Origin of the sequence: Micromonospora sp. MP36, assembly GCF_008119785.1 — a bacterium.
In the GTDB taxonomy this organism is placed as follows: domain Bacteria; phylum Actinomycetota; class Actinomycetes; order Mycobacteriales; family Micromonosporaceae; genus Micromonospora.
The window spans coordinates 1-23,351 of sequence record NZ_VSFA01000055.1 but is presented as its reverse complement, the minus strand read 5'-3'; the positions used below and the strand labels follow the sequence as shown (position 1 = coordinate 23,351).

Annotated in this window: 21 protein-coding genes and 6 pseudogenes; 7 read left to right on the top strand and 20 right to left on the bottom strand. The window is 66.1% G+C overall.

All coding sequences use genetic code 11. The features are described 5' to 3' along the window. The first annotated feature begins 217 nt into the window (after positions 1 to 217). Together FXF52_RS27230 and FXF52_RS27225 are read left to right on the top strand one after the other, a co-directional pair. The gene (locus tag FXF52_RS27230) at positions 218 to 1,705 is read left to right on the top strand and encodes an amino acid adenylation domain-containing protein (RefSeq protein WP_187413726.1); all 1,488 of its coding nucleotides are present in this window, start codon (positions 218 to 220) and stop codon (positions 1,703 to 1,705) included. 158 nt (positions 1,706 to 1,863) lie between these two features. Further along, positions 1,864 to 2,124, top strand: a complete 261-nt coding sequence (locus tag FXF52_RS27225) for an acyl carrier protein (RefSeq protein ID WP_148801181.1) — start codon at positions 1,864 to 1,866, stop codon at positions 2,122 to 2,124. 196 nt (positions 2,125 to 2,320) lie between these two features. Here FXF52_RS27225 and FXF52_RS27220 read toward each other — a convergent pair. Beyond that, positions 2,321 to 2,756: pseudogene (locus FXF52_RS27220) on the bottom strand (IS5/IS1182 family transposase); the annotation flags it as partial. Positions 2,757 to 2,813: 57 nt separating this feature from the next. After that, positions 2,814 to 3,620: pseudogene (locus tag FXF52_RS27215) on the bottom strand (IS5 family transposase). Positions 3,621 to 3,780: 160 nt separating this feature from the next. Here FXF52_RS27215 and FXF52_RS27210 point away from each other — a divergent pair. Further along, the gene (locus FXF52_RS27210; RefSeq protein ID WP_148801180.1) at positions 3,781 to 4,005 is read left to right on the top strand and encodes a transposase; all 225 of its coding nucleotides are present in this window, start codon (positions 3,781 to 3,783) and stop codon (positions 4,003 to 4,005) included. Between the two features lie 354 nt (positions 4,006 to 4,359). On the opposite strand, the pseudogene FXF52_RS27205 reads toward FXF52_RS27210, so the two are convergent. After that, positions 4,360 to 4,677, bottom strand: a pseudogene (locus FXF52_RS27205) (integrase core domain-containing protein); the annotation flags it as partial. Between FXF52_RS27205 and FXF52_RS27200 the strand changes: the two are divergent. Next, positions 4,671 to 5,154 (top strand): annotated as a pseudogene (locus FXF52_RS27200) (transposase family protein); the annotation flags it as partial. The pseudogenes FXF52_RS27205 and FXF52_RS27200 sit on opposite strands and share 7 nt — an antisense overlap. On the opposite strand, the gene FXF52_RS27195 reads toward FXF52_RS27200, so the two are convergent. The 7 genes from FXF52_RS27195 to FXF52_RS44165 all read right to left on the bottom strand — a co-directional run bounded on the left by FXF52_RS27195 (position 5,142) and on the right by FXF52_RS44165 (position 12,169). Further along, positions 5,142 to 5,360, bottom strand: a complete 219-nt coding sequence (locus tag FXF52_RS27195) for a hypothetical protein (RefSeq protein WP_187413725.1) — start codon at positions 5,358 to 5,360, stop codon at positions 5,142 to 5,144. The pseudogene FXF52_RS27200 and the gene FXF52_RS27195 sit on opposite strands and share 13 nt — an antisense overlap. Positions 5,361 to 5,542: 182 nt before the next feature. Continuing rightward, the gene (locus FXF52_RS27190; RefSeq protein ID WP_148801179.1) at positions 5,543 to 6,361 is read right to left on the bottom strand and encodes a hypothetical protein; all 819 of its coding nucleotides are present in this window, start codon (positions 6,359 to 6,361) and stop codon (positions 5,543 to 5,545) included. Positions 6,362 to 6,389: 28 nt separating this feature from the next. Continuing rightward, entirely contained in the window at positions 6,390 to 9,011 is a 2,622-nt protein-coding gene (locus tag FXF52_RS27185) for an amino acid adenylation domain-containing protein (RefSeq protein WP_148801178.1), read from the bottom strand. Continuing rightward, entirely contained in the window at positions 9,008 to 9,433 is a 426-nt protein-coding gene (locus FXF52_RS27180) for a phosphopantetheine-binding protein (protein WP_222870703.1), read from the bottom strand. The genes FXF52_RS27185 and FXF52_RS27180 overlap by 4 nt, the downstream gene beginning before the upstream one ends. Positions 9,434 to 9,482: 49 nt before the next feature. Next, positions 9,483 to 9,734 (bottom strand): acyl carrier protein, encoded by a 252-nt coding sequence (locus tag FXF52_RS27175; protein ID WP_148801176.1) that lies wholly within the window; start codon positions 9,732 to 9,734, stop codon positions 9,483 to 9,485. A 6-nt stretch (positions 9,735 to 9,740) separates the two neighbouring features. Continuing rightward, positions 9,741 to 11,084 carry a condensation domain-containing protein gene (locus FXF52_RS27170; protein WP_148801175.1) on the bottom strand — a complete coding sequence of 448 codons (1,344 nt, stop codon included), beginning with the start codon at positions 11,082 to 11,084 and terminating at the stop codon, positions 9,741 to 9,743. 629 nt (positions 11,085 to 11,713) lie between these two features. Further along, positions 11,714 to 12,169 carry a hypothetical protein gene (locus tag FXF52_RS44165; RefSeq protein ID WP_148801174.1) on the bottom strand — a complete coding sequence of 152 codons (456 nt, stop codon included), beginning with the start codon at positions 12,167 to 12,169 and terminating at the stop codon, positions 11,714 to 11,716. Positions 12,170 to 12,915: 746 nt separating this feature from the next. Here FXF52_RS44165 and FXF52_RS27160 point away from each other — a divergent pair. Beyond that, positions 12,916 to 13,110 (top strand): hypothetical protein, encoded by a 195-nt coding sequence (locus FXF52_RS27160; RefSeq protein ID WP_148801173.1) that lies wholly within the window; start codon positions 12,916 to 12,918, stop codon positions 13,108 to 13,110. Here FXF52_RS27160 and FXF52_RS27155 read toward each other — a convergent pair. From FXF52_RS27155 to FXF52_RS27145, 3 genes and pseudogenes are all read right to left on the bottom strand, one after another. Next, a complete protein-coding gene (locus FXF52_RS27155; RefSeq protein WP_148801172.1) occupies positions 13,100 to 13,456 on the bottom strand; it encodes a hypothetical protein in 357 nt (118 codons plus the stop codon). The genes FXF52_RS27160 and FXF52_RS27155 overlap by 11 nt on opposite strands. A 225-nt stretch (positions 13,457 to 13,681) precedes the next feature. Beyond that, positions 13,682 to 14,337 (bottom strand): annotated as a pseudogene (locus tag FXF52_RS27150) (transposase); the annotation flags it as partial. 69 nt (positions 14,338 to 14,406) lie between these two features. Then, on the bottom strand, positions 14,407 to 14,754 hold the full coding sequence (locus tag FXF52_RS27145) for a hypothetical protein (RefSeq protein ID WP_148801170.1): 348 nt from the start codon (positions 14,752 to 14,754) through the stop codon (positions 14,407 to 14,409). 419 nt (positions 14,755 to 15,173) lie between these two features. On the opposite strand from FXF52_RS27145, the gene FXF52_RS27140 reads away from it, so the two are divergent. After that, positions 15,174 to 16,733 (top strand): heme peroxidase family protein, encoded by a 1,560-nt coding sequence (locus FXF52_RS27140; protein WP_148801169.1) that lies wholly within the window; start codon positions 15,174 to 15,176, stop codon positions 16,731 to 16,733. On the opposite strand, the gene FXF52_RS27135 is transcribed toward FXF52_RS27140, so the two are convergent. The 6 genes and pseudogenes from FXF52_RS27135 to FXF52_RS27115 all read right to left on the bottom strand — a co-directional run bounded on the left by FXF52_RS27135 (position 16,693) and on the right by FXF52_RS27115 (position 21,060). Further along, entirely contained in the window at positions 16,693 to 18,030 is a 1,338-nt protein-coding gene (locus FXF52_RS27135; RefSeq protein ID WP_148801168.1) for a glycosyltransferase family 4 protein, read from the bottom strand. The two genes, FXF52_RS27140 and FXF52_RS27135, sit on opposite strands and share 41 nt — an antisense overlap. After that, a complete protein-coding gene (locus FXF52_RS27130) occupies positions 18,027 to 19,136 on the bottom strand; it encodes a radical SAM/SPASM domain-containing protein (protein WP_148801167.1) in 1,110 nt (369 codons plus the stop codon). Before FXF52_RS27130 ends, FXF52_RS27135 begins: the two co-directional genes overlap by 4 nt. Further along, a complete protein-coding gene (locus FXF52_RS27125) occupies positions 19,136 to 19,381 on the bottom strand; it encodes a hypothetical protein (protein WP_148801166.1) in 246 nt (81 codons plus the stop codon). Before FXF52_RS27125 ends, FXF52_RS27130 begins: the two co-directional genes overlap by 1 nt. Further along, positions 19,374 to 19,766 (bottom strand): hypothetical protein, encoded by a 393-nt coding sequence (locus FXF52_RS27120; protein WP_148801165.1) that lies wholly within the window; start codon positions 19,764 to 19,766, stop codon positions 19,374 to 19,376. The genes FXF52_RS27125 and FXF52_RS27120 overlap by 8 nt, the downstream gene beginning before the upstream one ends. A 316-nt stretch (positions 19,767 to 20,082) precedes the next feature. Then, positions 20,083 to 20,259 (bottom strand): hypothetical protein, encoded by a 177-nt coding sequence (locus FXF52_RS41855; protein WP_187413723.1) that lies wholly within the window; start codon positions 20,257 to 20,259, stop codon positions 20,083 to 20,085. 111 nt (positions 20,260 to 20,370) lie between these two features. Further along, positions 20,371 to 21,060: pseudogene (locus FXF52_RS27115) on the bottom strand (IS6 family transposase). A gap of 1,183 nt (positions 21,061 to 22,243) precedes the next feature. On the opposite strand from FXF52_RS27115, the gene FXF52_RS27110 reads away from it, so the two are divergent. Then, positions 22,244 to 22,807, top strand: coding sequence for a hypothetical protein (locus FXF52_RS27110; protein WP_148801164.1), 564 nt, complete (start codon positions 22,244 to 22,246; stop codon positions 22,805 to 22,807). A gap of 129 nt (positions 22,808 to 22,936) precedes the next feature. Here the strand turns inward: FXF52_RS27110 and FXF52_RS27105 are convergent. Further along, a partial coding sequence (locus FXF52_RS27105; protein ID WP_187413722.1) for an ATP-dependent RecD-like DNA helicase occupies positions 22,937 to 23,351 on the bottom strand: 415 nt, incomplete at its 5' end.

The following is a 23,351-nucleotide window of genomic DNA, read 5'->3' as shown; positions in this document are numbered from 1 at the left end:
GGTGCTCCGCCGGACGCCCACCCACCCGCCTACGGCGCGTGGCTCGGCGGCGAGGGTCTGCGCGACCTTGCTGCGAAGACCTGGCCGTCGTCGGGTCGGCGCCAGCGCGCGCGGTGGGCGGTTGGAAGCCCATGTAGTCCTTGGGCGGTGCCGAAACCTGTAGCGGACGGCAGAAACCGCTGCGCCAATGCCAGTCTTTCGGGGGGAGAAGCCAAGCATGACCGTGGTCGAGACTTTCGTCCGCAGCGCCGATCGCCATCCGGACAACATCGCCGTCAGTTCGTCCGGTGAGTCGTTGTCGTACTCCAAACTGAACGAGCGGGCCAACCGCTTGGCACATCACCTGCTGGACCGCGGTCTAACCGCAGGCACCCCCGTCGGATTGTGCGTGCGGCGTGGGATTGACATGATCGTGGCCCTGCTCGGGGTGCTGAAGGCGGGTGGTGCCTGCGTCCCGCTCGACCCGCAGTATCCGACCGAGCGCCTGATCTACATGATCAAAGACACGCAGGCGACCCTACTGATCACGCACGCCGACTTCGATATCCGGTTCAACGAACTGCCGATTGGCCGGGTGCTCCTCGATGCGCATGGCGACCAACTCGCGGCCTATCCGTCGACCAACCTGACGGTCACGCCGGAGCCCTCGCACCTGGCCTACGTGCTGTACACGTCGGGATCGAGCGGCGAGCCCAAGGGCGTGGAGATCGAGCACGGCGCGCTTCGCGACAATGCGACGAAGACGGCCCAGCTCCTCGGGCTGACGGCGGATGACGCGTTGCTGCAGTTCGCATCGTTGTCCTTCGCATCAGCCATGGGCCAGATCTTCGCGCCGCTGGCGGTGGGCGCCCGGATGGAAGTGCGAGGCCGGCAATACAGCGCCACCGACCTGCTGGCCTACATTCGCAACAGTGGCGTGACCGTACTATGGCTCACACCGTCTGTCATCAACCACCTCACGCAGCGCCCAGAGATCTCCACACGGGTCCTCACCGCGCCGCTGCGGCTGCTGCGCAGCGGCGGTGAGGCACTAACGAAGACGTTGGTGCAACGCTGGTTCGAGCAGACCTCAGTTCCGTTGCTGAATGTCTACGGGCCGACAGAGGCCGTGCAGGACATCACGGCCTGCCTGCTCACCGAGCCGCCGCCCGTCGTGACCATCGGCGCCCCCATCTTCGATTGCAAGGTCTTCGTTCTGGACGAGTCCGGAGTGCCGGCCGACCACGGGGTGGCCGGAGAGCTCTACTTCAGCACGCCGGGCATGGCTCGTGGATACCTCAACCAGCCGGCGCTGACCGAGGAGCGTTTCGTCACTCGCGTCCTAGGCGGGCAGGAGCTGAGGCTCTACCGGACGGGCGACATGGCACGGATGCTCGCCAATGGCGAGTTGGAGTACCTCGGGCGGCAGGACAATCAGGTCAAGGTTCATGGACACCGCGCCGAGCTGGGCGAGGTCGAAGAGCGACTTATGTCGCATCCCGCCGTCCACGCCGCTGCGGTCGTCCTCGGCGGGGACCGGCTCGTCGCGTACTACGTCTCGTCGGGTGTGGATGAGCCGGACGCGCTCGGGCTGATGAACTGGTGTGCGAAGACGCTCCCCCCGGTGATGGTGCCCACGCGGTACTTGCGAGTCGACGCGTTGCCGCTAACGATCAACGGCAAGCTCGACCGGCGGGCGCTCGACGATTTGAGTCCACGGCGTTGAGGTGCTGCTCGCCGTGGCGCGAGCCCGGGAACCGAGTCGCCACGACGCATTGACGCGCCCGAGGCGCGGCTTGTCCACGGCCGTCGTCGCTGCCACCACGCGAGCTGGTGGCGCTCCTAATCCGGTGCCCACGGATCGATCGGAAAGGTCATCACAGGATGTCGCAGCAGATAGCCAACATCGTGACGGAAGAGTGGAAGGAGGTGCTTGGCATCTCGGACGCCGTCCCCGGCGGCGACTTCTTCGCCCTCGGTGGCGACTCGCTGATGGCCGCTACGTTGTTGATGCGGATCGAGCACCGCCTCGGCGTCGTGCTCCACATCGACACGCTGTTTGTGGACGGCACTCTCGAAGGGGTGATCGCCGCCTGCGCGTCGGCGGGCGCACGGGACGCGACCTCATCGGTGCAGCGGGGCTAGGCTGGTGTCAACGCGGCCTGAATCCTGGATCTGGCCCACTTTCCGTGATCGCGAGCGACCCTGTCAGGCCGGCAGGATTCGTTTGCGGACCAGGTCGAGGTTTGCCCAGCCATACGTCTGTTGTTTGAACCCTTGATTCGGTTGGCGTGGCCTTCGACGACGGGTAGTGCGACAGGATCGCCGGGGGGATGCCACCCAGGCCGTGCGCCGAGCCCGGCAGTGCCGGTAAGGCCCACACGAGCCGGCCGGCGGTGTCGGCGAAGACCTGCACGTTCACGCCATGCCTCTTGTGCTTGCGGGAGTGTTACGGCTCCTGGTCTGCCACGCTGTCGATCGGAATCAGCGTGCCCAGGTTCGCGTACGCCAGTTGCCGGATACGCCGACTTGCCGTGGAGACCGCTGCGAGCAGCGTGATCGCTTTCTGCACGTAGCGCCAGGCGGTGGCGACAACGACGACGAACCGGGTATAGGTGTCACCGTTGCGCAGGTGGTCCAGTGTGGGCAGGTGCTTGTCGGCCCGGATCGAGACGCCGCCACCGGGATCGATGCTGGTTACGGTGCGCTCGGATGAGGTCGGCGAGGTGGTTCAGGGTTCGGCTAGACAGCGGGATCGTGGAGGCGTAAAACAGCACAGGCGAGGCTCCCGGTCGGGCACCGATCTTGGTCGACTGCTGTCTTATTGAGAGCTCCTAACTCTTTAAGCGTTGGAGTCGTCGCCAGCAGATGATGGCGCAGGCGAGGGTGAGGAAGGCTTCGCGATGTCGTCGCGGATCTCCCAGCGGACGCGTAGCCGGCGGAACCAGTGCAGCAGGGCGATGGTCTGCTCGACTACCCACCGTCGGGCGCCGAGGCCGGAGCCGTGGGCGACGCCGCGTCGGGCGATGACCGGGGTGATGCCCCTGCGGCGGAGCTGGCGGCGGTAGTCGTCGTTGTCATAACCTCAGTCGGCGTAGATCCGCTCGGGTCGCTGCCGGGGTCGACCGCGGATGCCCTTGATCAGGGGAACCTAGTCGACCGGGGGCAGCAGTTGGGTGACGTCGTGACGGTTGCCGCTGGTCAGGGCCGCGGCGAGGGGGATGCCGCCGGCGTCGGTGATGACGTGGTGTTTCGAGCCCGGTCGGCGGCGGTCGACGGGCTCGGATCGGTTTTGGGCCCCTTTTGAGCGCCCGGACGTGGGAGCCGTCGATCACCGCCCGGGACATGTCCAGTTGACCGACGGCCCGGAGCTTGCCCAGTAGGACCTCGTGCAGACGTTGCCACACGCCAGCGTCGTTCCGGTCCCGTAACCGTCGCGAGCAGGTCATCCCTGACCCGAACCCGAGTTCCTGCGGCAGGAACTCCCACGGGATCCCGGTGTAGAGCACGATCAGGACCCCGCACAACACCCGTCGGTCATCGAGCGGTTTGCGACCGGGATAGCGCCGCCGGCGAGGCGGACGGGGAGGTAGCAACGGCTCGATCTCGGCCCACAGGTCGTCCGAGACGATCCACCGCAGCTGCTCACCTCGCCTCACGGCCGATCACTGTTGTTGATCGTCCACGAGGGATAGATCCACACGTCCGTTTAGATCATTCTATTAGGAGTTCTTAGAGGTCCAAACAGAGCGATCTTTGGGTGTCGTGTCCCTTGTCGACGGCGGTCTATGATGCCGTACCGTGAGGCCTGGTGAGCAGCCGCCGTGGATCGTGTCGGACGGGCTGTGGCAGTGCATCGAGGCGTTGCTGCCCAAACCTGAGCGCAACCCACGGCACCCGGGACGGAAGCGGATCCCGGACCTGCAGGTGCTGTGCGGGATCTTGTTCGTGCTGCACGCCATCAGCCAGTGGGAGTTCCTGCCCCAGGAGCTGGGGTTCGGCTCCGGGATGACCTGCTGGAGGTGATTGGAGGAGTGGAACCGGGCCGGGGTGTGGCAGCGGCTGCACGAGCCGCTGCTGGCTGAACGTCAGGCAGCCGGGAAGCAGGACTGGTCCCGTCCGGTGATCGACTCCTCGCAGGTGCGGGCCGCCCGACGTGGCCCAAAACGGCCCGAGCCCGGTCGACCGCGCCCGCCCGGGCTCAGAACACCACGTCCTGACCAAGGGCGCCGGCATCCCCTTGGCCGTGTTGCTGACCGGCGACAGCAACCGCCTCACCCAACTGCTCCCGCTGATCGACAAGATCCCGCCGGTGCGTGGCCGCCGTAGCCGGCCACCCGAGTGCCCCAACCAGCTCTCGCCGATCGTGCCTACGACCACGGCACGCATGGCTTGGATCTCGCCGGCGGTGCCGTGGTGGACCGAGGCGGGGCTGTGTAGCCCGATACCGCTGTGGCGGTGTTCGTGGTTGTAGTAGCTGAAGAACCGGCCGCAGAATGCGCGGGCGTCGTCGATTGAGCCGAAGCGGTCGGGAAAGGCTGGGCAGTACGTCAACGTCTTGAACGCGGCCTCGCTGTAGGGGTTGTCGTTGCTGACCTTCGGCCGGCTGTGGCTGCGCACGACGCCGAGATCGGCCAGCAGCAGCGCGACCGGCTTGGATGTCATCGAGGTGCCTCGGTCAGCGTCAATCAATCCTGGACGGCACGCTGATTCCGATAGACCGCGTGGCAGACCAGAAGCCGTACTACTCCGGCAAGCACAAGAGGCATGGCGTGAACGTGCATGTCATCGCCGATACCGCCGGCCGGCTCGTGTGGGCCTCACCGGCACTGCCGGGCTCGGCGCACGACCTCACCGCCGCCCGCATCCACGGCATCATCGACGCGCTGACCAGCGCGGACGTGATGACCTTCGCCGACAAGGGCTACCAGGGCGCTCGGGGGCGGCGTGCGCACGCCGTTCAAGCGGCGCCGATTCCGGCCGAAGCTGTCGCGCCGGCAGAAGGCGGTCAACCGGACGCACGCGAGAATCCGCGCTCGTGGCGAACGAGCCATCGCCACCCTCAAGACCTGGAAGGTCCTGGCCAAGCTGCGGTGCTGCCCGCGCCGCGCGACCGGGATCGTGCAAGCCATCCTCGTCCTGCACCACGTCGAAGCCAACGGCTACGCAGGATGAAAATGGCTCAATGATGTGCGAGGAATCAGCCCCTCCCGGCGCAGCAACGGGCCCTTGGCACCCGGCTCGCTCGCCGCGTCGTACTCGGCGACCATCACCAGCCTGTACTCAGCGGTGAACGTGCGGCGCTTCGGCTGGTTCGACCTCGGACCCATCAACCCATCATCGGTCACGCCAACCCCGAGGTCAGCAACTGTCATCGCCAACGGAGATCGTCCTGCTTCTCGCCCTATTCAGATCACGGAGTAGATCAGGCGTCTCACGCCAGCCTGACAGAGAGGGGCTCGCCGGACCTGCCCTAATCTGCAAGATCAGCTTGAAGAAGGCTCATTGATGTGGGAAGTCAACGTGAAGCCTCCAGGATGGGGATGCGGCGGGGTGGAGTTGCTCAACGCACAGCCTCCGCGACGACTCGAGCAACTGACTGGTCGGCGAGGAAAGCCGAGCGGGACACGGGGATGCGATGGCTCGCCACGCCGAAGCCCTCGTGCAGTTCGTGATGCTCAGACACCACGACCGTGGGAGTGACACTGCATTTTGTCGGGTCCGCGCCGGCTCGTCCGGCGGTCACCATGTAGCTCAGGAAGGCAGCGAAACGGTATGAGATGCCTGTGCCGACTTCCTCGCCGGCATCGAAGGATTCGCACACCGCCCGGACGAGGTCGTCGTACAAACCTTGCAAGTCAAGCAGGGCATCCGCACGCATCCAGGCATCCCAGTCAGCGATACCGGCTCCAAGGGGGCTGCTGATCCGGGCCGCGGCGGTCACGGCGGCCTTGATGCGTTCAGGTGGGAGCACCTCGGCGTAACTCTCGGCGGAGGCGACGAAATGCGCTTGAATCACCGAGCTGTCGACGCGCTCGGGTTCGAGCAGGACAACCGGGGGTGCCTCGTCACCGCCCGCCAGGATCTGATCCGCCATGCGTAAGGCCAGAGCGGCACCCGCGCAGTAGCCCAGGACACCAGAAACCCTCAGCCCTGCGCCGCGTAGCTCGTGGAGCCACTCTCTGACGAGGCGATCAGGATCCGTGCCGCTGATGGGATCGTCGGTTTGCGGATGAAATACGGGCTGCCATACCACCGCGTCCGCTGTCAGGTTGGCCACGAGATCGGACATGCCTGCGTCGCGGCTGCCTGGCCCGAAATCCATCGCCACCACAGCGCGGTCGCTCGTTCCCGAGGCGAGAATCCGCCAGTTGTTCTGCATCGTCTCGATTCCTTCGTTCGTGATTCGCTCAGGAATGCTTGCTGGGAACCACGTATGCCACCAATTGGCGGTCGCCGGATCCGTCGTCCCTGGCCACGACCACGGCATCCTTCACCTGGGGATGCCGGCGCAGCAGTGTGGCAATCTCGTCGACCTCGATCCGATAGCCGCGGATCTTGACCTGCGTGTCTGCCCTGCCGATGAAATCGAAGCAACCGTCCGGGCGCAGTCGGACTAGGTCGCCGGTTCGATACAGCCTTTCGCCACCGATCTCCGGCGGGCCGACCACAAAACGTTGATCGGTGAGGTCCGGACGGCCGTGATACCCCAGGGCCAAGCCTGTTCCGCCAAGATACAACTCGCCGATCACCCCGATCGGCAAGACATTGAGGTTGGCGTCGAGCACCCAGGCCGAGGTGTTGTGAATGGGGCGGCCGATGGACACGGGCTCGTCCGCCGGGGCCGAGCCGATCGCGGCGATCAATGACCACACAGTCGTCTCGGTCGGGCCGTACATGTTCCAGACCTCGGTTGCCATCCCCGCCAGTTCATTGGCCAGCGGGCGAGTGAGCGCCTCTCCACCACACATCGCCAGGCGGAGACGGAAATCCGCTGGGGCGAGGGCGACAAGCCCGTCCCAGGTCACCGGCGTCGCCTGCATCGCCGTAACGTGCTCGTGCATGATCAGGTCGAGCAGGCGCTGCGGATCCCGGGCGTCCTCGGCAGAGGCCATCACCATCCGCGCACCGACGGCGAGCGGCAGGAACAGCTCCGGCACCGACATGTCGAACGAAGGGCTGGCCAGCGAGAGCGTTACGTCGTCGCGGGTGACACCGGGCAGCTGGGCCATCGAGTGAAGGAGATTCACCACCGCGCGATGCTGCACGTTGACACCCTTGGGCTGACCCGTGGAACCGGACGTGTAGATTACGTACGCCGTGTCCTCGCCGGTCCCTTCGCGGCGTGCCGCCAGCCGCGGCCCGTCTGCGGCATCATCATCATCGGCGGTGGCCATCACGAGCACCGGCGCTTCGAAATCGGCGAACGCATCGACGGGCGTGGCCGGACCGGTGACGATCACCTGCGCCATGGCGTCCTGAAGCACGAACTCGACCCGCCGACGGGGATACGTCGGATCGATCGGGACGTACGCGGCACCAAGCTGCCAGCTCGCCAACATAGCGATCAGGAACTCGACGGACCGGTTCAAATGGATGGCAACCACATCACCCCGCGATACGCCGTGGTGTGCCAGCCGCTCGGCGAACCGGCCCGCGTGCCTGCCGAGTTCTGCGTAGGTGAACACGCGCGCGCCACAATGTACCGCTGACCGGTCGGGATTCCGTTCTATCGTCGCGACCACCAGATCGAGGACGCTTCGAACGTCGGGTACTGGGGTCTGCACGCGAGCACACATCTCGACCAGTTCCCGGCGCCGCTCCTCGCTGACGAGGCTGAGTTGTTCGACCGGCGTGTCTGGAGCAGCCAGAGCATTCGTGAGCAGTGTCAACGTCTGTTCGAGCAGTAACGTGTCCGTGTTGCCGGGCAACGGCAGCCGTTGGCAGCTCAACTCGGATGTCCCGTCGAACGCCTGTGGTGTCGGCGGTGGGACGTTGAACTGGAACTGGTAGACGTGCTGGAGGCTGTGCTCACCAAGTTCCGCTGCCACCGCAGCGAAAGGCGCTCGACGGTGGGAATGTGCCGACAGCGCCTGTTCATGTACCTCCGCCACAAGGTCGCTGAAGGTCGCACCCTCCCGAAGCCGCACGCGCACGGGTGCTATGTCCGAGACGGGACCGATCACGCTGTCGGACTCAGGGCGATGTCGTTCCGGGCTCGTGGTGCCGACCACGATGTCTCGCTCGCCGCTGTGCCGACTTAGCGTGGCTATCCAGGCAGCAAGCAGCACGGTCGCGGGTGAAACCCGATGCCGGTGAGCGAACGCTGACAACGACGCTGTCCTGTCGGCGGCCGTAGGAAGGTTCGCTGCCTGTTCGAACATGGCCGGCCAGTTCGGAGGTGATCCGATGCCAGGCATGGTGAACAGCCGCGGGGCATCACTCAGGTACGTGCGCCAATGGGCGAAATCCTCATCCCAGGCACCGTCGGCAGCAGCCGCCCGCTCCTGCTCGACATGGCGACGATACGTCATCGGCAGGCCCGGCAGCCACAAGTCACTGCCGGCCCGGACCGCGCGGTAAGCGCTCGCGAGCTCGTTGAGCAGTATGCTCAGGCTGGCCTCGTCGGCAATAAGGCGATGCATGACGACCGTGAGTACGTGGTGGTCATCGGCAACTGCGAACAGCGTCAGCCGCAACAACGACGAGTCGGAGAGGTCAAACCGGCCTTGGATCTCGGCCTCGGCCAGCCGCGCCCAGTCGTCCACGCGAGCTACCTGAACGACGCGAAGCACCGACCGCCCCGCCTCATGCACGACTCCGAACGGCCGTCCGTCCTGCTCGTGAAACGTGGTCCGCAGCGGCTCGTGACGCTGCACGACAGCGCAAGCCGCGCGGTCGAGGGCCGTCGGATCGAGCGGGCCGCGAATCTCGTAGGCCATCGTGATGGGCGCCGCCACGGCGTCCGGCCGCAGCTTTTCGCTGGACCAGATCTGCTGCTGCCCGAACGACAATTCGATGTTTGACGTCATGCGCTTTCCCCGTCTGCGTTTGCGGCATCACGCACTAATGACGCGACCGCCGAAACGGTCGGTTGCTCGAACACGTGCTGCGCGGAAAGCCTGACACCATAGGCCTCGCGGACGTGGGCGACCAGCCGAATCACATGGAGTGAGTTGCCACCTAACTGAATGAAGTCGTTGGCGATGCCCATATCCTCGCGATGAAGCAGCTTTCCCAGGAAGTCGGCCAGCTCCCGTTCAAGGTCGCCGCACAGCGCACCGTCCATAGGTGCCCCGTCCATGGCGGACGCAATTGCTACCGGTGGAAGGGCATTGAGGTCCACCTTGTGGTTGGGTGTCAGTGGCAGCCTCTCCAGCAGAACGATCGCCGACGGAACCATATATTCAGGCAGTACCTCACGCAGATAACTAATCAGTTCCGTTTCGAGCACGTACCGTTCCTCGTTCCGTGGGATTGGCGCTGCATTTGAATCGCTGTGGTCACCGCTCAGCGGTTGTCACAGTGAGGCACAGGGAAAGTGAAGCCATGTCCTCCTGCTCGAAGAGGTCATCGACATCGAGCTTCAAACCGTGGTGTGACATGAGTGCGACGAGCCGCAGGGCAGAAAGTGAGTCGCCGCCAAGCTCGAGAAAGTGGTCGGTGGGGGCCACCGAGCTGCGTAGCACTTCGGCGGCACACTGCAGCAAGGTGGTCAGAGCGGGCGAGTCGATGTCCGAATAACTCTGTTGCATGGTTGCCTATTCTCCCTGTGTAGTGCCTACGCACGACCGTGCAAAGTCTTGGGCGAAACGTTCGACGAAGTCCCGCGTGTACATGCCGTCCGCGCAAGACGCATTGACGACCGCTCGGCCATCGCCGTAGAGAAAAAGCCCCAGCGCCAGGCCCGGCTGGTGAAAGTCCCGCTCGGGCAGGGGCAGGGACTCCCGTGTGAGGGAAAGTCCACCGAGCTGCGGCGCAGATTCATAGACGGCCGTGTTGAGATAGCCATAGCTGGTCGGCTGGCGGCTGTACGCGTCCGGAAACCGTGCCCGGACATATTCCTCGTGGCTGAACATGCTCTGCCGTACCGCTTCCAGAACGCTGGTCCGCACTTTGGGCGCCACAGACGAAACCGTATCGTGCGCAGCGACCGGTACTCGCACCATCATGCGGTTCGAGCAGTACCCGATCAGCCTCTCCAGGTTCGGCCAAATGCGCCGGGACGTGGCGAACAGGAACCGAACGTCGGCGGAGTGTCCGTGGGCGCGAAGGGTCACCGCGGTTGCGGCTGAGGCAAGCATGGTGGGCGTGAGCCGCAGCTTGGCGGCATGCCGCTTCAACTGGATGGTGTCCTCAGCGGACAGCATCACATCGTAGTTGATGATGGGGGAGAAGGGTTCGAACTTTCCCAACTCCGGTAGGTCCAGTCCTGGATAGGCGCCGAGCCCCTCGTTGTACTCGTCCCACCATGCCAATGCCTTCGATGCCGCATCGCTGGCGAGCCAGGCACGCTCTTCGTACGCGAAACCTGCTGCGTCGGAGATCAGCTCATCGAATGCGGATGCCGGATGGTCGACCAGCCCGTCGTACACCGTGGCGAGGTCTTCGAAGAGCGCCATGGCGGCAGTGTGATCGAGAATGCTGTGCTCAAGAGACACCCCGAACATGTCGCCGTCCGCGCGGTGCAGCACGACCGCCCGGAGTAGCGGCCGGTCGTCCGGAGAAAACATCCGCTGCAGCCACGCATAGGCCTCGGCATCGGCGGCCGCTGGATCTGGCCCGGCAGTCATTTCCTTCAACGGCCACAGGGCTTCGTCCGGAGCCAGGCACCCGACCATGTCGATCGACTGGTCGGGCAGAAAGTACATCCGCAGGCTACTGTGGCGTCGCGCAACCAGGCGCAGGGCTTCCTGCAACCGCGGCACGTCGAGCCTGCCAGGGTAGGCAAACGCCCAGACGAAGGGATGCTTCCACCAGCGGTCGGGACCGTGTAGCAGCGCGAGACGCTTCATCTGTGTGGTGGTCGCCGGGACCAACTTCCCATCTACGCCCGGTTCAGTCCGGCCGGCGCTCACAGCCCGGGATGTGGCGTCCTCGTTCATCGCCCTTCGCCCTTTCTGGTTTAGACCGGGGGAACTGTAGCCGTTGGGTGGGTGGTCCGTGTGTCCCGAAAGTCTGAGTGAGCGTCCGGGAACTCGGCAGGGCGCATGGTCACAAGGCGATGAAGCACGGCGTGTAGTGGACCGATATGGAGCGAGCTCCTGGTAGATCGGCGGTTGTCTAGGCCAACCGTTCGCCAGGATCTCGATGTGTCATTGTCGCCTGCGTGTGTCTGCTCGTCATGCCCAGCCCACCCGGTGGGCGTGTCAGCACCGCCAACCTGCGGGTTGTCAAGCCCCGGGTTTGATGGAGAGTTTGTTATGGCCGCTTACGACAACGGTCGGTCCGGCCATCCGGTGCTGCTTGCACGCGATCATTGGGCGGCCGTGGCAGCCCTAGCCGTGGGTGACATCGGCGCCCGGCCGTACCTGCGGGTGCACGCCGACGCCGTCCGGGGTGCTGCCCTGTGCCGGCGTGGCTGACGACAAGGATCTGGATCTGGCTCCCCAAGCATGATGTGCTGATGTCCTGCCACGCATGGGGTTGGTCGCAGGCGGCGAACCAGTAACCCGGCCACGACCAGGTCGGCGACGTCACCGACGTTCGGGCGGTGCTGACGCCCGGCCGGGCGTCAGCACCGCGAGCATCTCCTCCTCGTACCTCCGAAGGCGATCCCACGGATAGGCGGCGAGCAGTCGGCGGTAGCGGCGCTCCAGGCCTCTGCCGGTCGTCCGGCGCCTTCCTCGGTGGTCAGGCCACTGCGGCGCAGTCGTATGCTAGCGGCGTTGGCGTGCCTCTGGAGTCGGGTGGCCTCCTCAGCGAGGCGCTGCGTGCCGCCCGCAGCGAGGCGGTAATGGCGGCGCAGCCGCGCCTGCACCAAGTCTTCGCGGTCCACTTCGATCAGGCCGTCGACCCCGAGCCGGTCGAAATCGCGGCGAGCGGCCTGCGCCAACACGTCAGCGTCTGTATCGGACAGCAGTCGCCACGCGTTCAGGTCCGAGGCGACCGTGCCGAAGAGGTCCACCTGGTGGCGCAGCACGGCGAGATCGCTGATCGCCCCACCCCCGTCAGCGATCACCACGGCCACGTCTACTGCGACGCGGCGAGGGTCGTGCACGCCCTGCCGTTTGCCGCAACCGGGCAAGAGCCTGGCCGAACAGCCCGGGTCAACCCGGTCGCGCCCAGCAACATCAGCCAGCAGACGCGCGCCCGGGCCGACACACCCGCGTGTTCCGGTAGCCTTCACCTGGCAGACGCCTTCCATCGGCGATCGATGAGATCGTCAGCAAGTCCAATCTTCCCAGGTCAGAGGGGCGAGGCCGCCCGCGGATGCCTCGGATCGGTGGTTAGCCGACCTTCCGTTGTTCTTCCCCCTCGCCTGTTGGAAATTCTTCCGTTCGGACAAGGTAATGACATGCCGCACCAGTCAATAAGCAGCCGCCTAGCCATGAAACTGCCGCGACGACCAAGAGGTCAAAAAGTCCGATATCCGTGAGGCGTCCGAGGATCCACGAAACCGCGGCGATTACCGCCGCGGGCCATGTGAGCCATTGCGGCCGAACCTCGTGAACGTCGGTACGCACGCGCACCTCTCAACGTCGTCCGCCTACCCATGTCTTGCAGGAACCACAACCATATTGGTTGAAGTCGCTGGGCGGCAACCTGGTATGCCAGCCACGGCATACTGGCTCATCGAACTTGATCGGGCAGGCCGGCGTACTGGCGTGAGGGGTTTAGGCGCACGACTAGAAGGTGGTCGGTGCATTCCTCGCGCATGGTGCGGCCCCAGCGCTCCATGAAGCAGTTGGCCTTGGGGGGGTGCGAGGTGGCGTCGTGGCGCCGCACCGCCTGGCCGGCTCCCTGTTCCGGGCCGCCGCCGACCCCTGCTCCGACCAGGTCTTCTGGTGGTACGACGGCGAATTCCACCCGGTCCGGGTCGTGCCGGGGGAGCCGGGCGCGGCCGTGCAGGTGCGGATGCCCGAGGCGCTGGCCCTGGTCGTGGCACGGCTGGACCGGCCTACGGGGTGACCGCCGGAACGAGCTTCCGCGCGGCCAGCGCCTCGTCCCGTCGCGCGGTCAGGAAGCGGAGCGCCGCGTCGCGCGCCCCGTCGTGCCAGGCGCCCACGAGCCCCTCGTAGAACGCCGCCTGATCCGCGAGCTGCCGCGCGCCCGTGCCGGAGGCCCCGGCGGCCCGGTCGCGGCTCAGCTCGACGAGCTGGATCGCCGGCTCCTCGGGGGATCCCGTGCCGGTCACCACCCGCCAACCGGGCAGCTGGTGCCAGTGCGTACGGCGCCGGCGTGGGTCCTGGGCAAAGTCGCGCTCGGCCACGTCGGCGAGGCGCTCGGCCGGCCAGGCGTCGATCTTCTCCAGCATCCTGCCCGGCCGGGGGCCCCACTACCTGCGAAGTGACAACAATTGTGCAGACTCCGTGCTTACCAACGCCGCGGCGCGGGCGGCGGCGGCTGGACGCCATTCCTGCAAGCACGCCTTCAACAGTCGTCTGAGTCCTGAACCCCAGTAGGGGGCAGCCGCTAGTAGCCAAGAACAGTGTGTTCGATCAATGACTGGCGGTCGGCTTAGAGAGACCGTCAATAGGCGTTATCTGAGGCGGCGGGTGGTGGGGCGGTTGTCCCAGCGGTAGTGGGTGGGGCTTCTCGGATGAGGGCACGCACGGTAACGAGCGCGGCGGCGAGGTACAGGTAGAAGTCGACGATGGCGGCTTGCCGGTCGGTGCAGCGGCGGAGTTTGCCGTACCCGTTCATCCAGGCGTGGGTACGTTCGACCGGCCAGCGGTTGCCGGCCTGCACTGGGGCGGGCACGCCCCGTTTGGCGATCTTGGCGTCGAAGCCGTGGTCGGTGAGTACCTGGCGGGTGGGCTTGTTGTCGTAGCCGCGGTCCAGGTGCACGGTGACCTGTTCGGGCAGTGCTCCGATCTGGTCGAGGGTGGCCAGGGTGGGCGCCAGCAGCGGCGAGTCGTGGCGGTCGGCTGGGGCGCTGACCAGGCCGAGTGGGATGCCGGTGGCCTCGGTGAGGGTGGAGCGTTTCAGGCCGCCTTTGCGGCGGTCCACAGGTGACGGGCCGGCCTTGTCACCGCCGTACGGGGCTTTCGTGATCGCGCCGTCGACGGCAAGGTCGGACAGTTCCAAGCCGATCATCATGTCGTACGCGGCCGCCGCCAGCTCGTGCAGCCGGTGAGCGACCCGCAGGTGTGCCCACTCGGTCAGCCGGCGGCGGATCGTGGCTGCTGCCGCCCCCCTCTTGATGGCATGAAGGAGCGGGGCCTCGCTCCTCGTGGGTCCCGGGGGGCGCGCGGCGCGGGAGTGCTATGGCTGGACAATCTCGAGCGATACCTCGGCTCCGACGGGTTGACCGCGGCGCGGTTGCAACGGATCAGGACGAAGTTTGGTCATTGGCTGCCGCAGATCGGCACGGTTCGACGGACCGAGTACGAACGGTTGACATCCGATCAGCCGGCGGTGGAGCAGGGTCCCGCGCATGACGTGGATCGCGCCGGCTGGGACGACCGGCGACGGGTGCACCTTGTGCGGCGCCGACGGGGTGCCCTCGGCAGCCAGCTTGGCGGCCGGCTCGTCCGCGGCCGCCGTGATCTGCTCGAGCTCGTCGAGGTGGCAGAAGATATGCACGGTGTGGGCCTCGATGAACCGGCGCATCTCGGCGAGGATGTCCGCCCCGTCCGGCGCCTGGGCGGTGAGGTCCTGCAGGACATGGCCAGCGCGGCGAGGAGCAGCGTGTTCTGCCCGGCGGGGAAGGCGTTCGCGATCGGCGCGGCGAGGGTGCTCACGCCAACGACACTGAGGGCCAAGCTTGTGGCTACGCGGAGGCCGTTGCGGGTCTGCAGTCGCATCGGGGTCTCCAGGGTCAGGTCGCGGCGGGTGCCGGCGGCTCGTACCGGACCGGCTGTGCGGTCTTGGGCAGGTACAGCGGGTGGCCGGGGTTGCCGACCTTGCGACGCTATGTGGTCGTCGAGAGGACGTCTGCAAGAGGGCGGTTTCTGGTTCACGGCCATTCCGCATCGCGAGACGGTCCGGCGCAGTAATCTCGGACCACCTCCGTGGAAAGGCAGGCGCACATGCCCGGCGAGGGTGGCGGATCGGCTCATGTGCCGCTGGAAGTGCACGTTGGGGACCCGGGGCAGATGACAGTCGACATGGCTGGCGGGGGGCAGTCCCTGGGGTCGCCCGCCTCTTCCATCCGCAACCACGCGCATGTAAGGCGCGGCCTGGGCTATGTACCGGAATCCAGCCTTCCGTTCGGTCTCTACGGCCGGATGTTCCGGCGTCTCGCCCCCTACATCCCGGACGACGCGCGTATCGACACCATCGTACGGCTCATGAGGGAGCCCTCGGGGGCCGCGCTGGACGGCAAGATCCCGGCCGGATACACCTACCTCGGCCAGTTCATCGACCACGACCTCACGTTCGACCCGACGTCCAGCCTCCAGCGGCGGAACGATCCGGACGCGCTGGTCAACTTCCGCACTCCGCGCTTCGACCTGGACTCCGTCTATGGGCGTGGACCGGCGGACCAGCCCTACCTGTACGAGATGGCGCACGGCGCCGAGGGACACCGTTTTGTGATCGGGAAGGCGAAGGGTGAAGCCAGGGGAGAGCTGGACCTGCCGCGGGACTCCCGTGGGGTGGCGCTGATCGGCGATCCCCGCAACGACGAGAACGTCATCGTCAGTCAGTTGCAACTCACCTTCATGCTGTTCCACAACAAGGTCTGTGAGTGGCTGACGGCCGATGACGCAGCTGCGTACGAGGCGCACCGCAGCGCCGGTGAAGGGATCTTCGACTGCGCGCAGCGACTCGTGCGATGGCACTACCAGTGGATCGTGGTCCACGACTTCCTCAAACGGATCGTCGACGCGACCACGTACAAGGACGTGCTGCGCCACGAGTCGCTCATCCCGCAGGGCGAAGCCGTCGAACAGGTCACACTCCGCTTCTTCGCGTGGCGGCACCAGATCTTCATGCCGGTCGAGTTCGCCGTCGCGGCGTACCGCTTCGGCCACTCCATGGTCCGACCGGCATACACGCTGAACTCCAGAGTGGGCCCGCTTCCCATCTTCGCGCCGGAGTCGGTGAGACACCTCGGCGGGTTCCGTCGGCTGCCGGTGAACTGGCAGGTCGAGTGGAGTCGGTTTTTCCATCTGGGCGACTCGGCCGACCTCCAGCATGCCCGCAGGATCGACCGGTACCTGGCGCCGCCGCTGCTGGACCTGCCGCCCGAACTCGCCGGCGCCGCGAGTGCCGACCTCGCACGGCGTAACCTCACCCGCGGGGCACGGCTGGGGCTGCCCTCCGGGCAGCAGGTCGCGCTGGCCATCGGTGCCGAACCGCTCGACGACGAGGACCTGGACCTTCCCGGCAAGGGGCCGGCGCCGTTGTGGTACTACGTGCTGCGTGAGGCCGAGTTGCACAATAGCGGTCGCACACTGGGTACCGTCGGTTCCCGAATCGTCTCGGAGGTCTTTCTCGGCATGCTGTCCGCGGACCCGTTCTCATACCTGTCCGCCGCGCCCGGTTGGAAACCGGTTCTGTGCAGTGCCAAGCCGGGTGAGTTCACCATGGCGGACCTGATCAACTTCACCGGTTTCGGCGTCGCGGCGCAGCCGTCCCCCCGCTGACTTCGGCCGCCGGACGCCGGGTGGGCGGGTCGTACCTAACGATAACGCGTCCGCCGATACGGGCAGTGCAGTGCTGCCCAGCCCAACGGCAGACGTCGTCCGCCCAGTCCGTGATCCGCCGATCCCCTTCCACACGAGCGTCGCGGTCGTCGGCGGGGTCGGCTCGGCCGATGACGAGGCTTGCGGCATGCGCGTACGCGGCGCCGAGCCGTTCGTCGCGCTGGCGAAGCGACAGCCTTCCCGAGGTCGTGAGCGCACGGTTGTTCACGGCGAGGCGGCGGCGCAGTGACGCGTCGTCGATCAGGCGTGACGCCGCTTCCGTGAACGCGGCGGTTCGTGGGGCCGCTGGCTCGGCGTTTGAGACGAACAGGGCGTGGTCGCCGGGCGTGAACAGCTCGCCGATGTGCTCCATGCCCGGTCCGGTCGAACAGACGACGGCCAGACCGGCGGCGGCTGCTTCGACCAGGCCCATGCCAAAGCTTTCGAATGAGGTGGGGGAGAGGAAGATGTCCGCACGGCGGAGCTGCTCCAAGTAAGCCGGCCTGGGTAGAGTCGCCACGAGTTCTACGCCCGCCGCGAGCAGCCGGTGGGCGTCAGGCTCCGGGCAGGGGCCGAGAAAGACCAGCCGCACTGCTTCGCCGTGGCGTGCACGCAGGCGGCCGAAGACCTCGACCGCGGTGGAAGCGCCCTTGTCCTGCGCGGTCCTGCCCATGTAGAGCACGGTCACCGGGCGTTCGGAGCGCCTGACCGCGTGCAGAGCCGGAATGGCTGGGTACACCACCTCAGACTTGGCGCTCAGCTTCTCGATGACCTCTGGTCGGTGCCCGTGGGCGGCGAGGTGCTCCAGGCACGCCCGCCGCGCGTACTCCGTACGGAAGAGGATCCGGGCGCAGCGCCCGCTCGCGTACCGGGCCGCCATGGCGGCCTCCCGGCGGGCCAGCGCCGCGGAGTTGGGAACGAGCGGGGTACCACGGGACGCCGCGCCCAGGGTGTAGAAGCGTCCGGCCTGGAGCGGCATCAGCAGGCAGTCCGCGTCGACGACCCAGGGCCGCGCCGTCTCGACCGGCAAGCGGGACGAATGCACGACGTCGACATCCGCCAGGAGGTCGTCGAACCGCACCCACTCGGCGACTGCCGCGTCGTGCAGCGGGGAGAACGCCCGGCACGCGCTGCGGTCGGGGCGAAAGCGCAGCGTGTACCCCGCCTGCATGTACGTTGTCCCGGTGGGCGGGGAGTCCAGCAGCGAGCCGTGGACTCCGTCGTGCAGTTCGTGCGCCGGCCCGAGCAGGACCTTCACAACGCCGCCGCGACAGCCACGCCGAGACGGTGCCGCATGTGGCCGATGAGGTCCCGCAGTCCGCAGCAGTCGCCCGTGTGCTGGGGGTCGTGCCGGGAGGCGGTGTACCGCTCGTGCGGGCACCATCCGTTGCAGACGCCGAAGTCGGGGCATGCGCGCATGGCGCTGAGCGCCTGCTTGTTCGAAGTCCGCAGGGGGACGAGGGCCGGCCCGTTGCGAAACGAGGCGAACGAGTCGGTGAGGACGTTGCCGACCGTGTAGGCGGGGTCCCCGTCGAACAGGTCGCAGTGCGCCACCTGCCCGTCCGGGTCCACAAGGTAGTACCGGCCGTAGCAGTCACCGGCAAAGGTGCACACGCTGCTGTCCCGGCCCGAGAGCCGCTTCAGCAGGCCGTCGAACTCCCTGACCCAGATGGACGGATCGCCGTGGGCGAGCCACCGGTCGAAGTAGGCCCGCAGGAAGCGGTTCATCTCGGCCGGTGTCACATAGTGCGACGTCGGCGTTCCGGGCGGCGCGTCGGGCTGGTTCGTCGGTTTGGCGGCGAGCAGGCCGTAGTGGGTGATTCCCTCTTCGACGAAGAAGTCGAAGATTGCGTCCGGTCCCAGTTCGAGCGCTCCCCGGTCGATGACCATGAGCACGCTGATCGGTACGCCGTTCTCCCTCAGGACGTCAAGTCCGCGGCGTACGTCCTCGAAGGAGGGGCGTCCCGAGACGTAGCGGCGGTAGCGGTCGTGCACGGCGGGCGGACCGTCCAGACTGACGCTCACCCTGAACCGGAACTCACGGAAGAACTGCGCCCAGGCGCCGTCAATCCGTGTGCCGTTGGTCTGCAAGGTGTTGTGGACCGTCTGTCCGGGTCGGCGCAAGCGGGCCTGCAAGTAGAGCGCACGCTCGTAAAACTTGCGGGGCAGGACGGTCGGCTCGCCGCCGTGCCACATGAACTCGACCGTGTCGTGCGTCGGGTCGGATAGGGCCCGGGCGGTCATCTGTGCCAGAACGGGGAAACTCATCGTCTGGTCGGGCCCGCTCCGCCAGTCGTGGCAGTACGTGCAGCGCAGGTTGCACAACCGTGTCGCCTTGACGATCAGCCCGAGATAACGGCCCACTAACGCTCCTTGACGGGGGGCCGCTTCACCAGATGATCGAGCAGCTGCGCTTCTGCGGGCTCCAGCAGCTCCTCCACCGGCTGTGCGGCCATGCGCTTCCACGGCTCCGTCGCGACGTTGAGCGCCGCGACGAGGATGGCCTGCTCGGACGGGGAGAGTACGGAGGCGAATCGCTCCAGCGAAACTGCGAAGCCGTCGCCTGCGGACGCGTCGTCCACCGCGCGGACACTGAGGTCGTCATGCATAGGGCGGGGTCCACCTCTCGGGACGGACGTAGCTCCACTGGACGATCTCGTACTCCTCGACGACTCCTCCGCCCACGCGCGGGTTGGCCTTCTCCCAACTCGGCTCGGTTCGTACCCATGCGATGGGCCCGCGGGCCGTTTTCTTCCACTGCTCGCGGACGGATTCAATGGCGGACCGGGTCGCCTCGTCGAGACTGGCGATCAGCTGTCTGCGGCGGACGTCGCCCGGCTGAAGGTCCCGGGTGTACTGCAGCAGCACCTCTGCGAGGGACTGCTCGGCTGCGGGGAGGGATCGGCTCCACTCCGACAGACGTTCGGCAAACGCCGTGATGTCCTCGCTTTCGACCCCTACGACCTCGTCCGACTGGCCGGTCCGTTCGTACATTGCTTTGCCTCCCGCTTCGCTGGAGTCACCTTCAGCGAAGGTAGCACAAAGTAACCCTTCCAGTACTAATAGTGTTCACACGTGCCGTGCCGATGCAACTCGGGCATTGCGTCAGCGGCAGACGGCACTCGTTGCGCTACCAGGGCACCCCGCGCGCCGCGCCCTTCGGGGCCGTTCGAGGATCCGTTGGCCTACACGGAAGATTGGTGGGGGAAGCAGCACGTCGAACGATGCTGCCGCCTTGCGATACGGCCGCTGGTGTGAAGTTTCGCCCTTCCGAGCCGTTACGACGCCCAGGGAACGAGGTCCAGCACCGCTACACAGCGCGTCCGCCGTAGCTAGACGAGGCCGGGGCCTGCCAGATCCGACAGAGATCGACCTCGGCGGCTTCGACGGGCTTGGTAGCGCCGCGCAGCGGCATCTGGTCGGGGCTGAGGAAGGGAAGCAGGGCGAGGTCGTTGCCGGTGATGCGGGTGAGGTAGTCGACGATCACCTAGTCGTTTGGCCCCACCGCCGCCCAGGAACTGATCGCCGAGGTGGGCGTGGACAGGCATCGTTGCGTTACTGGATCGTTGGACGCGTTGAACCTGTATGGGGTCCCCGGTCAGATCGCTTGGGCGAGTTCGGTGAGCGCAACGGCGGCCCGCGTTGTCGGCGGGGCGTCGACGGCGAGTTCGTAGTGTCCGCGTCGTAGGTTCTGTATGAATGCGTGTCCGGCGATGATCACTTGTGCTGTCTTGTCGGTTCGTAGCCCGCGCATTGACCGCACCCCGTGTTTGAGCCGGCTGTGATCGGCCTCGATCGGATTGTTGGCGTACTGCTCGACGTGGTGCTATGCCTGCGGAATCAGTTCGTCGAGCACGCCGGGGTAGACCGGCGCCGCATCGGTGATGACCTCGCTGGGTGTCACCTTCAACGTCGACAGGGCCCTGCGGAAGAATCTGCAGGCCGCATCGGCGTCCCGGCGGGTCGAGACGAGCACGTCGATGACCTGCCCGTACTGGTCGATTGCCCGGTACACATACCGCCAGACCCCGTTGACCTTGACATACGTCTCGTCGACGAACCACCTGTCGCCGGGTGAGTGGCGGCTGAAGCGGGCGGCGTCGGCCAGCAGCGGGGTGAACCGCTGTACCCATCGGTAGACGGTGACGTGGTCGACCTCGACACCACGTTCGACCAGCAGCTCTTCAACGTCACGGTAGGACAGGTTGAACCGCAGATACCACCGCACCGCGAGGACGATCACCTCGGTCGGGAACCGGAACCCGGCGAACGCCGACTTCGGAGGCAGCCACGGGCGAGAACGGGTCGGCGACTTCACCGCTCAAGTCTGCCTCGACCCTGCCAACGCTCAACGCAACGGAGCCGTCGAAGCTAGCTGCGCCTTCCGGGTCGCCGGCAAGGAGCGGTCAAGGCCCGCACCGCCGCGATCAATTGCCCTGAGGGCGTCTGCCCGCCACTGGCGGTGGTGAAAGCCGCCGTTAAGGGCGGTTTAAGCCAGCTGCAAAAAGCCTGGGGCGTCGCGATGGGAGTGTCCAGTCTATCGGCATCCTATGCTTGATTTTAATTGCAGCCCTCGCAGCCCGGCCTGCAGCTTAATCTCGTATCGGGGCCACGCCCGGGGAGCTTCGCCGAAGCAAATGGGTCATATTTCCCAGCGGCCCATCCCGAATATCGGACCAGGGCACGGAAGTGATAAGCGTGGCGTGCTAGTCATGGCCGGATGTCGAGACGATAGGAAAAGGATCATGACCGCTCCAGGGGTAAACCATTGCCCTCGCGGTCGAGAGTGAACCGCCCAGACTCCACAAACCAGGACCGAAGGCTGGCAGAGGAGTCCGTTAGAGCGATGGCGATGTATGCCGTCGAAGCGCGGGATCGTGAACGCAAAGGTTTCCTCGGTCTCTTGCCTGGCGGACGCAGCTTCTCGAGAGGCAAGGGCGAGCCCCGGCTCAGCTTAGATTCAGGCACCGTGCTCGACTTCGCCAACCGACTTGGCGAGGACACCATACAAGAGGCAATGAACAAATGCTGCCCTCCGAACGGCAGATGGCGTTCGGTGCGACACATGGAGATATTTCGGCCGCCTCACCGGCTCCTCACAAGGTTCGTTCGGTTGGGGCGACGACTGATGCAAGTGCTGGATGGTACGACGGCAGACCGCGTTCCAGTTCGTCTTCGCACCACTTGGCGCTGACAACCGGCCGCATCATAAGCGAAAACGTCCAGGTGCAGCCGTCACGCGCATGCGCGTTCGATTGGCGAAGCTCCCCGTGGAAGCAATCAGCAATGTGTGCAAATGGTTGACGGTCGATCGGAACGAAGACTAGGTCTCTGTCTCGCACGGATTCCAGCCGGGACACCCCGTCCAGGGAGAGGCCGGCCGCGGCGATGCGATTGAACTTCCTATCAGCCTGAGTGCTCACAAGGAGGTAGAACCGGCTATGAAAGAGCCCGAGAGGTTTCGTCTGCCCATGACGGTCCATGCCCCGTTGCAGTTGGAGCCGGGGCGCGGTTTCCAGTTCATCGAGTTCGCGCCCGGCGTGACCGGCGTTATCGAATCTGGTCGCGTGATGGAGGATGTTCCGGCGGTGCGAAAGTCCGGCAACCCGCCACCCGAGTTAGGATATGATCGCGCCGGAGAAAACCCCGGAGGAGACAATCAATTTGTGACGCGCGACGCGGGCGAGCAGGCCTGGTTCCGAGAGACGTTCTGTAATGGCGCTCAGCACTGCGTTCAAGGCTGGGATTGGGCATTTGCGACGTCCACGCACAAGCTGGGCAACGGTACCGGAATCGCCATGGTCGGAAGAGAAGGAACTGTCAATGGCAGGTTTTTAGCGCACTACTGGGAGTGCGTGTGTTCTGGGCCATTTTGCGTCGGCGGCACCGACTGCTTCTGGATCGAATTCTGGAGCGGCCTAATTCTGCCGGGCCACTGGGTATCGATCGACACTTCGGGGGGCGCCCATTACATCAAGTGGAGCCTCGAAGGTGCCGGTCCCAACACTCAGGTGAGCCTCGCGGCCCGCTACTGATTGTCAACTCGTTCAGCGGCAACGTTCGCCCTGGTGACTACGTAGGCGTTCGTCGGCGGCGTTCTTGCGCGCCGCGCCGGCCAAGCGGCCCCACCGCGGCGGGGATGGTGCGTGCTGATGGTCTGTTCGTTACCCGGTCAATCGGTGAGCCAGGGCGGTGTGGCGGCGTCCGGCGCCGACGGTGCGGACGGCGGCGGCGAGGGCCCGGCGGGAGCCGACGAGGACGACGAGTTGTTTGGCGCGGGTGATGGCGGTGTAGAGCAGGTTGCGTTGCAGCATCATCCAGGCGCTGGTGGTCAGCGGGATGACGAGGGCGGGGTATTCGGAGCCCTGGGAGCGGTGGATGGTCATGGCGTAGGCGTGGGCGAGTTCGTCGAGTTCGTCGAAGTCGTAGTCGATGCTCTCGTCTTCGTCGGTGCGCACTGTGAGGGTCTGCTCTTCGTGGGAGAGGTGGGTGACGATGCCGAGGGTGCCGTTGAAGACGCCGGCTTGGCCTTTGTCGTAGTTGTTGCGGATCTGGGTGACCTTGTCGCCGATCCGGAAT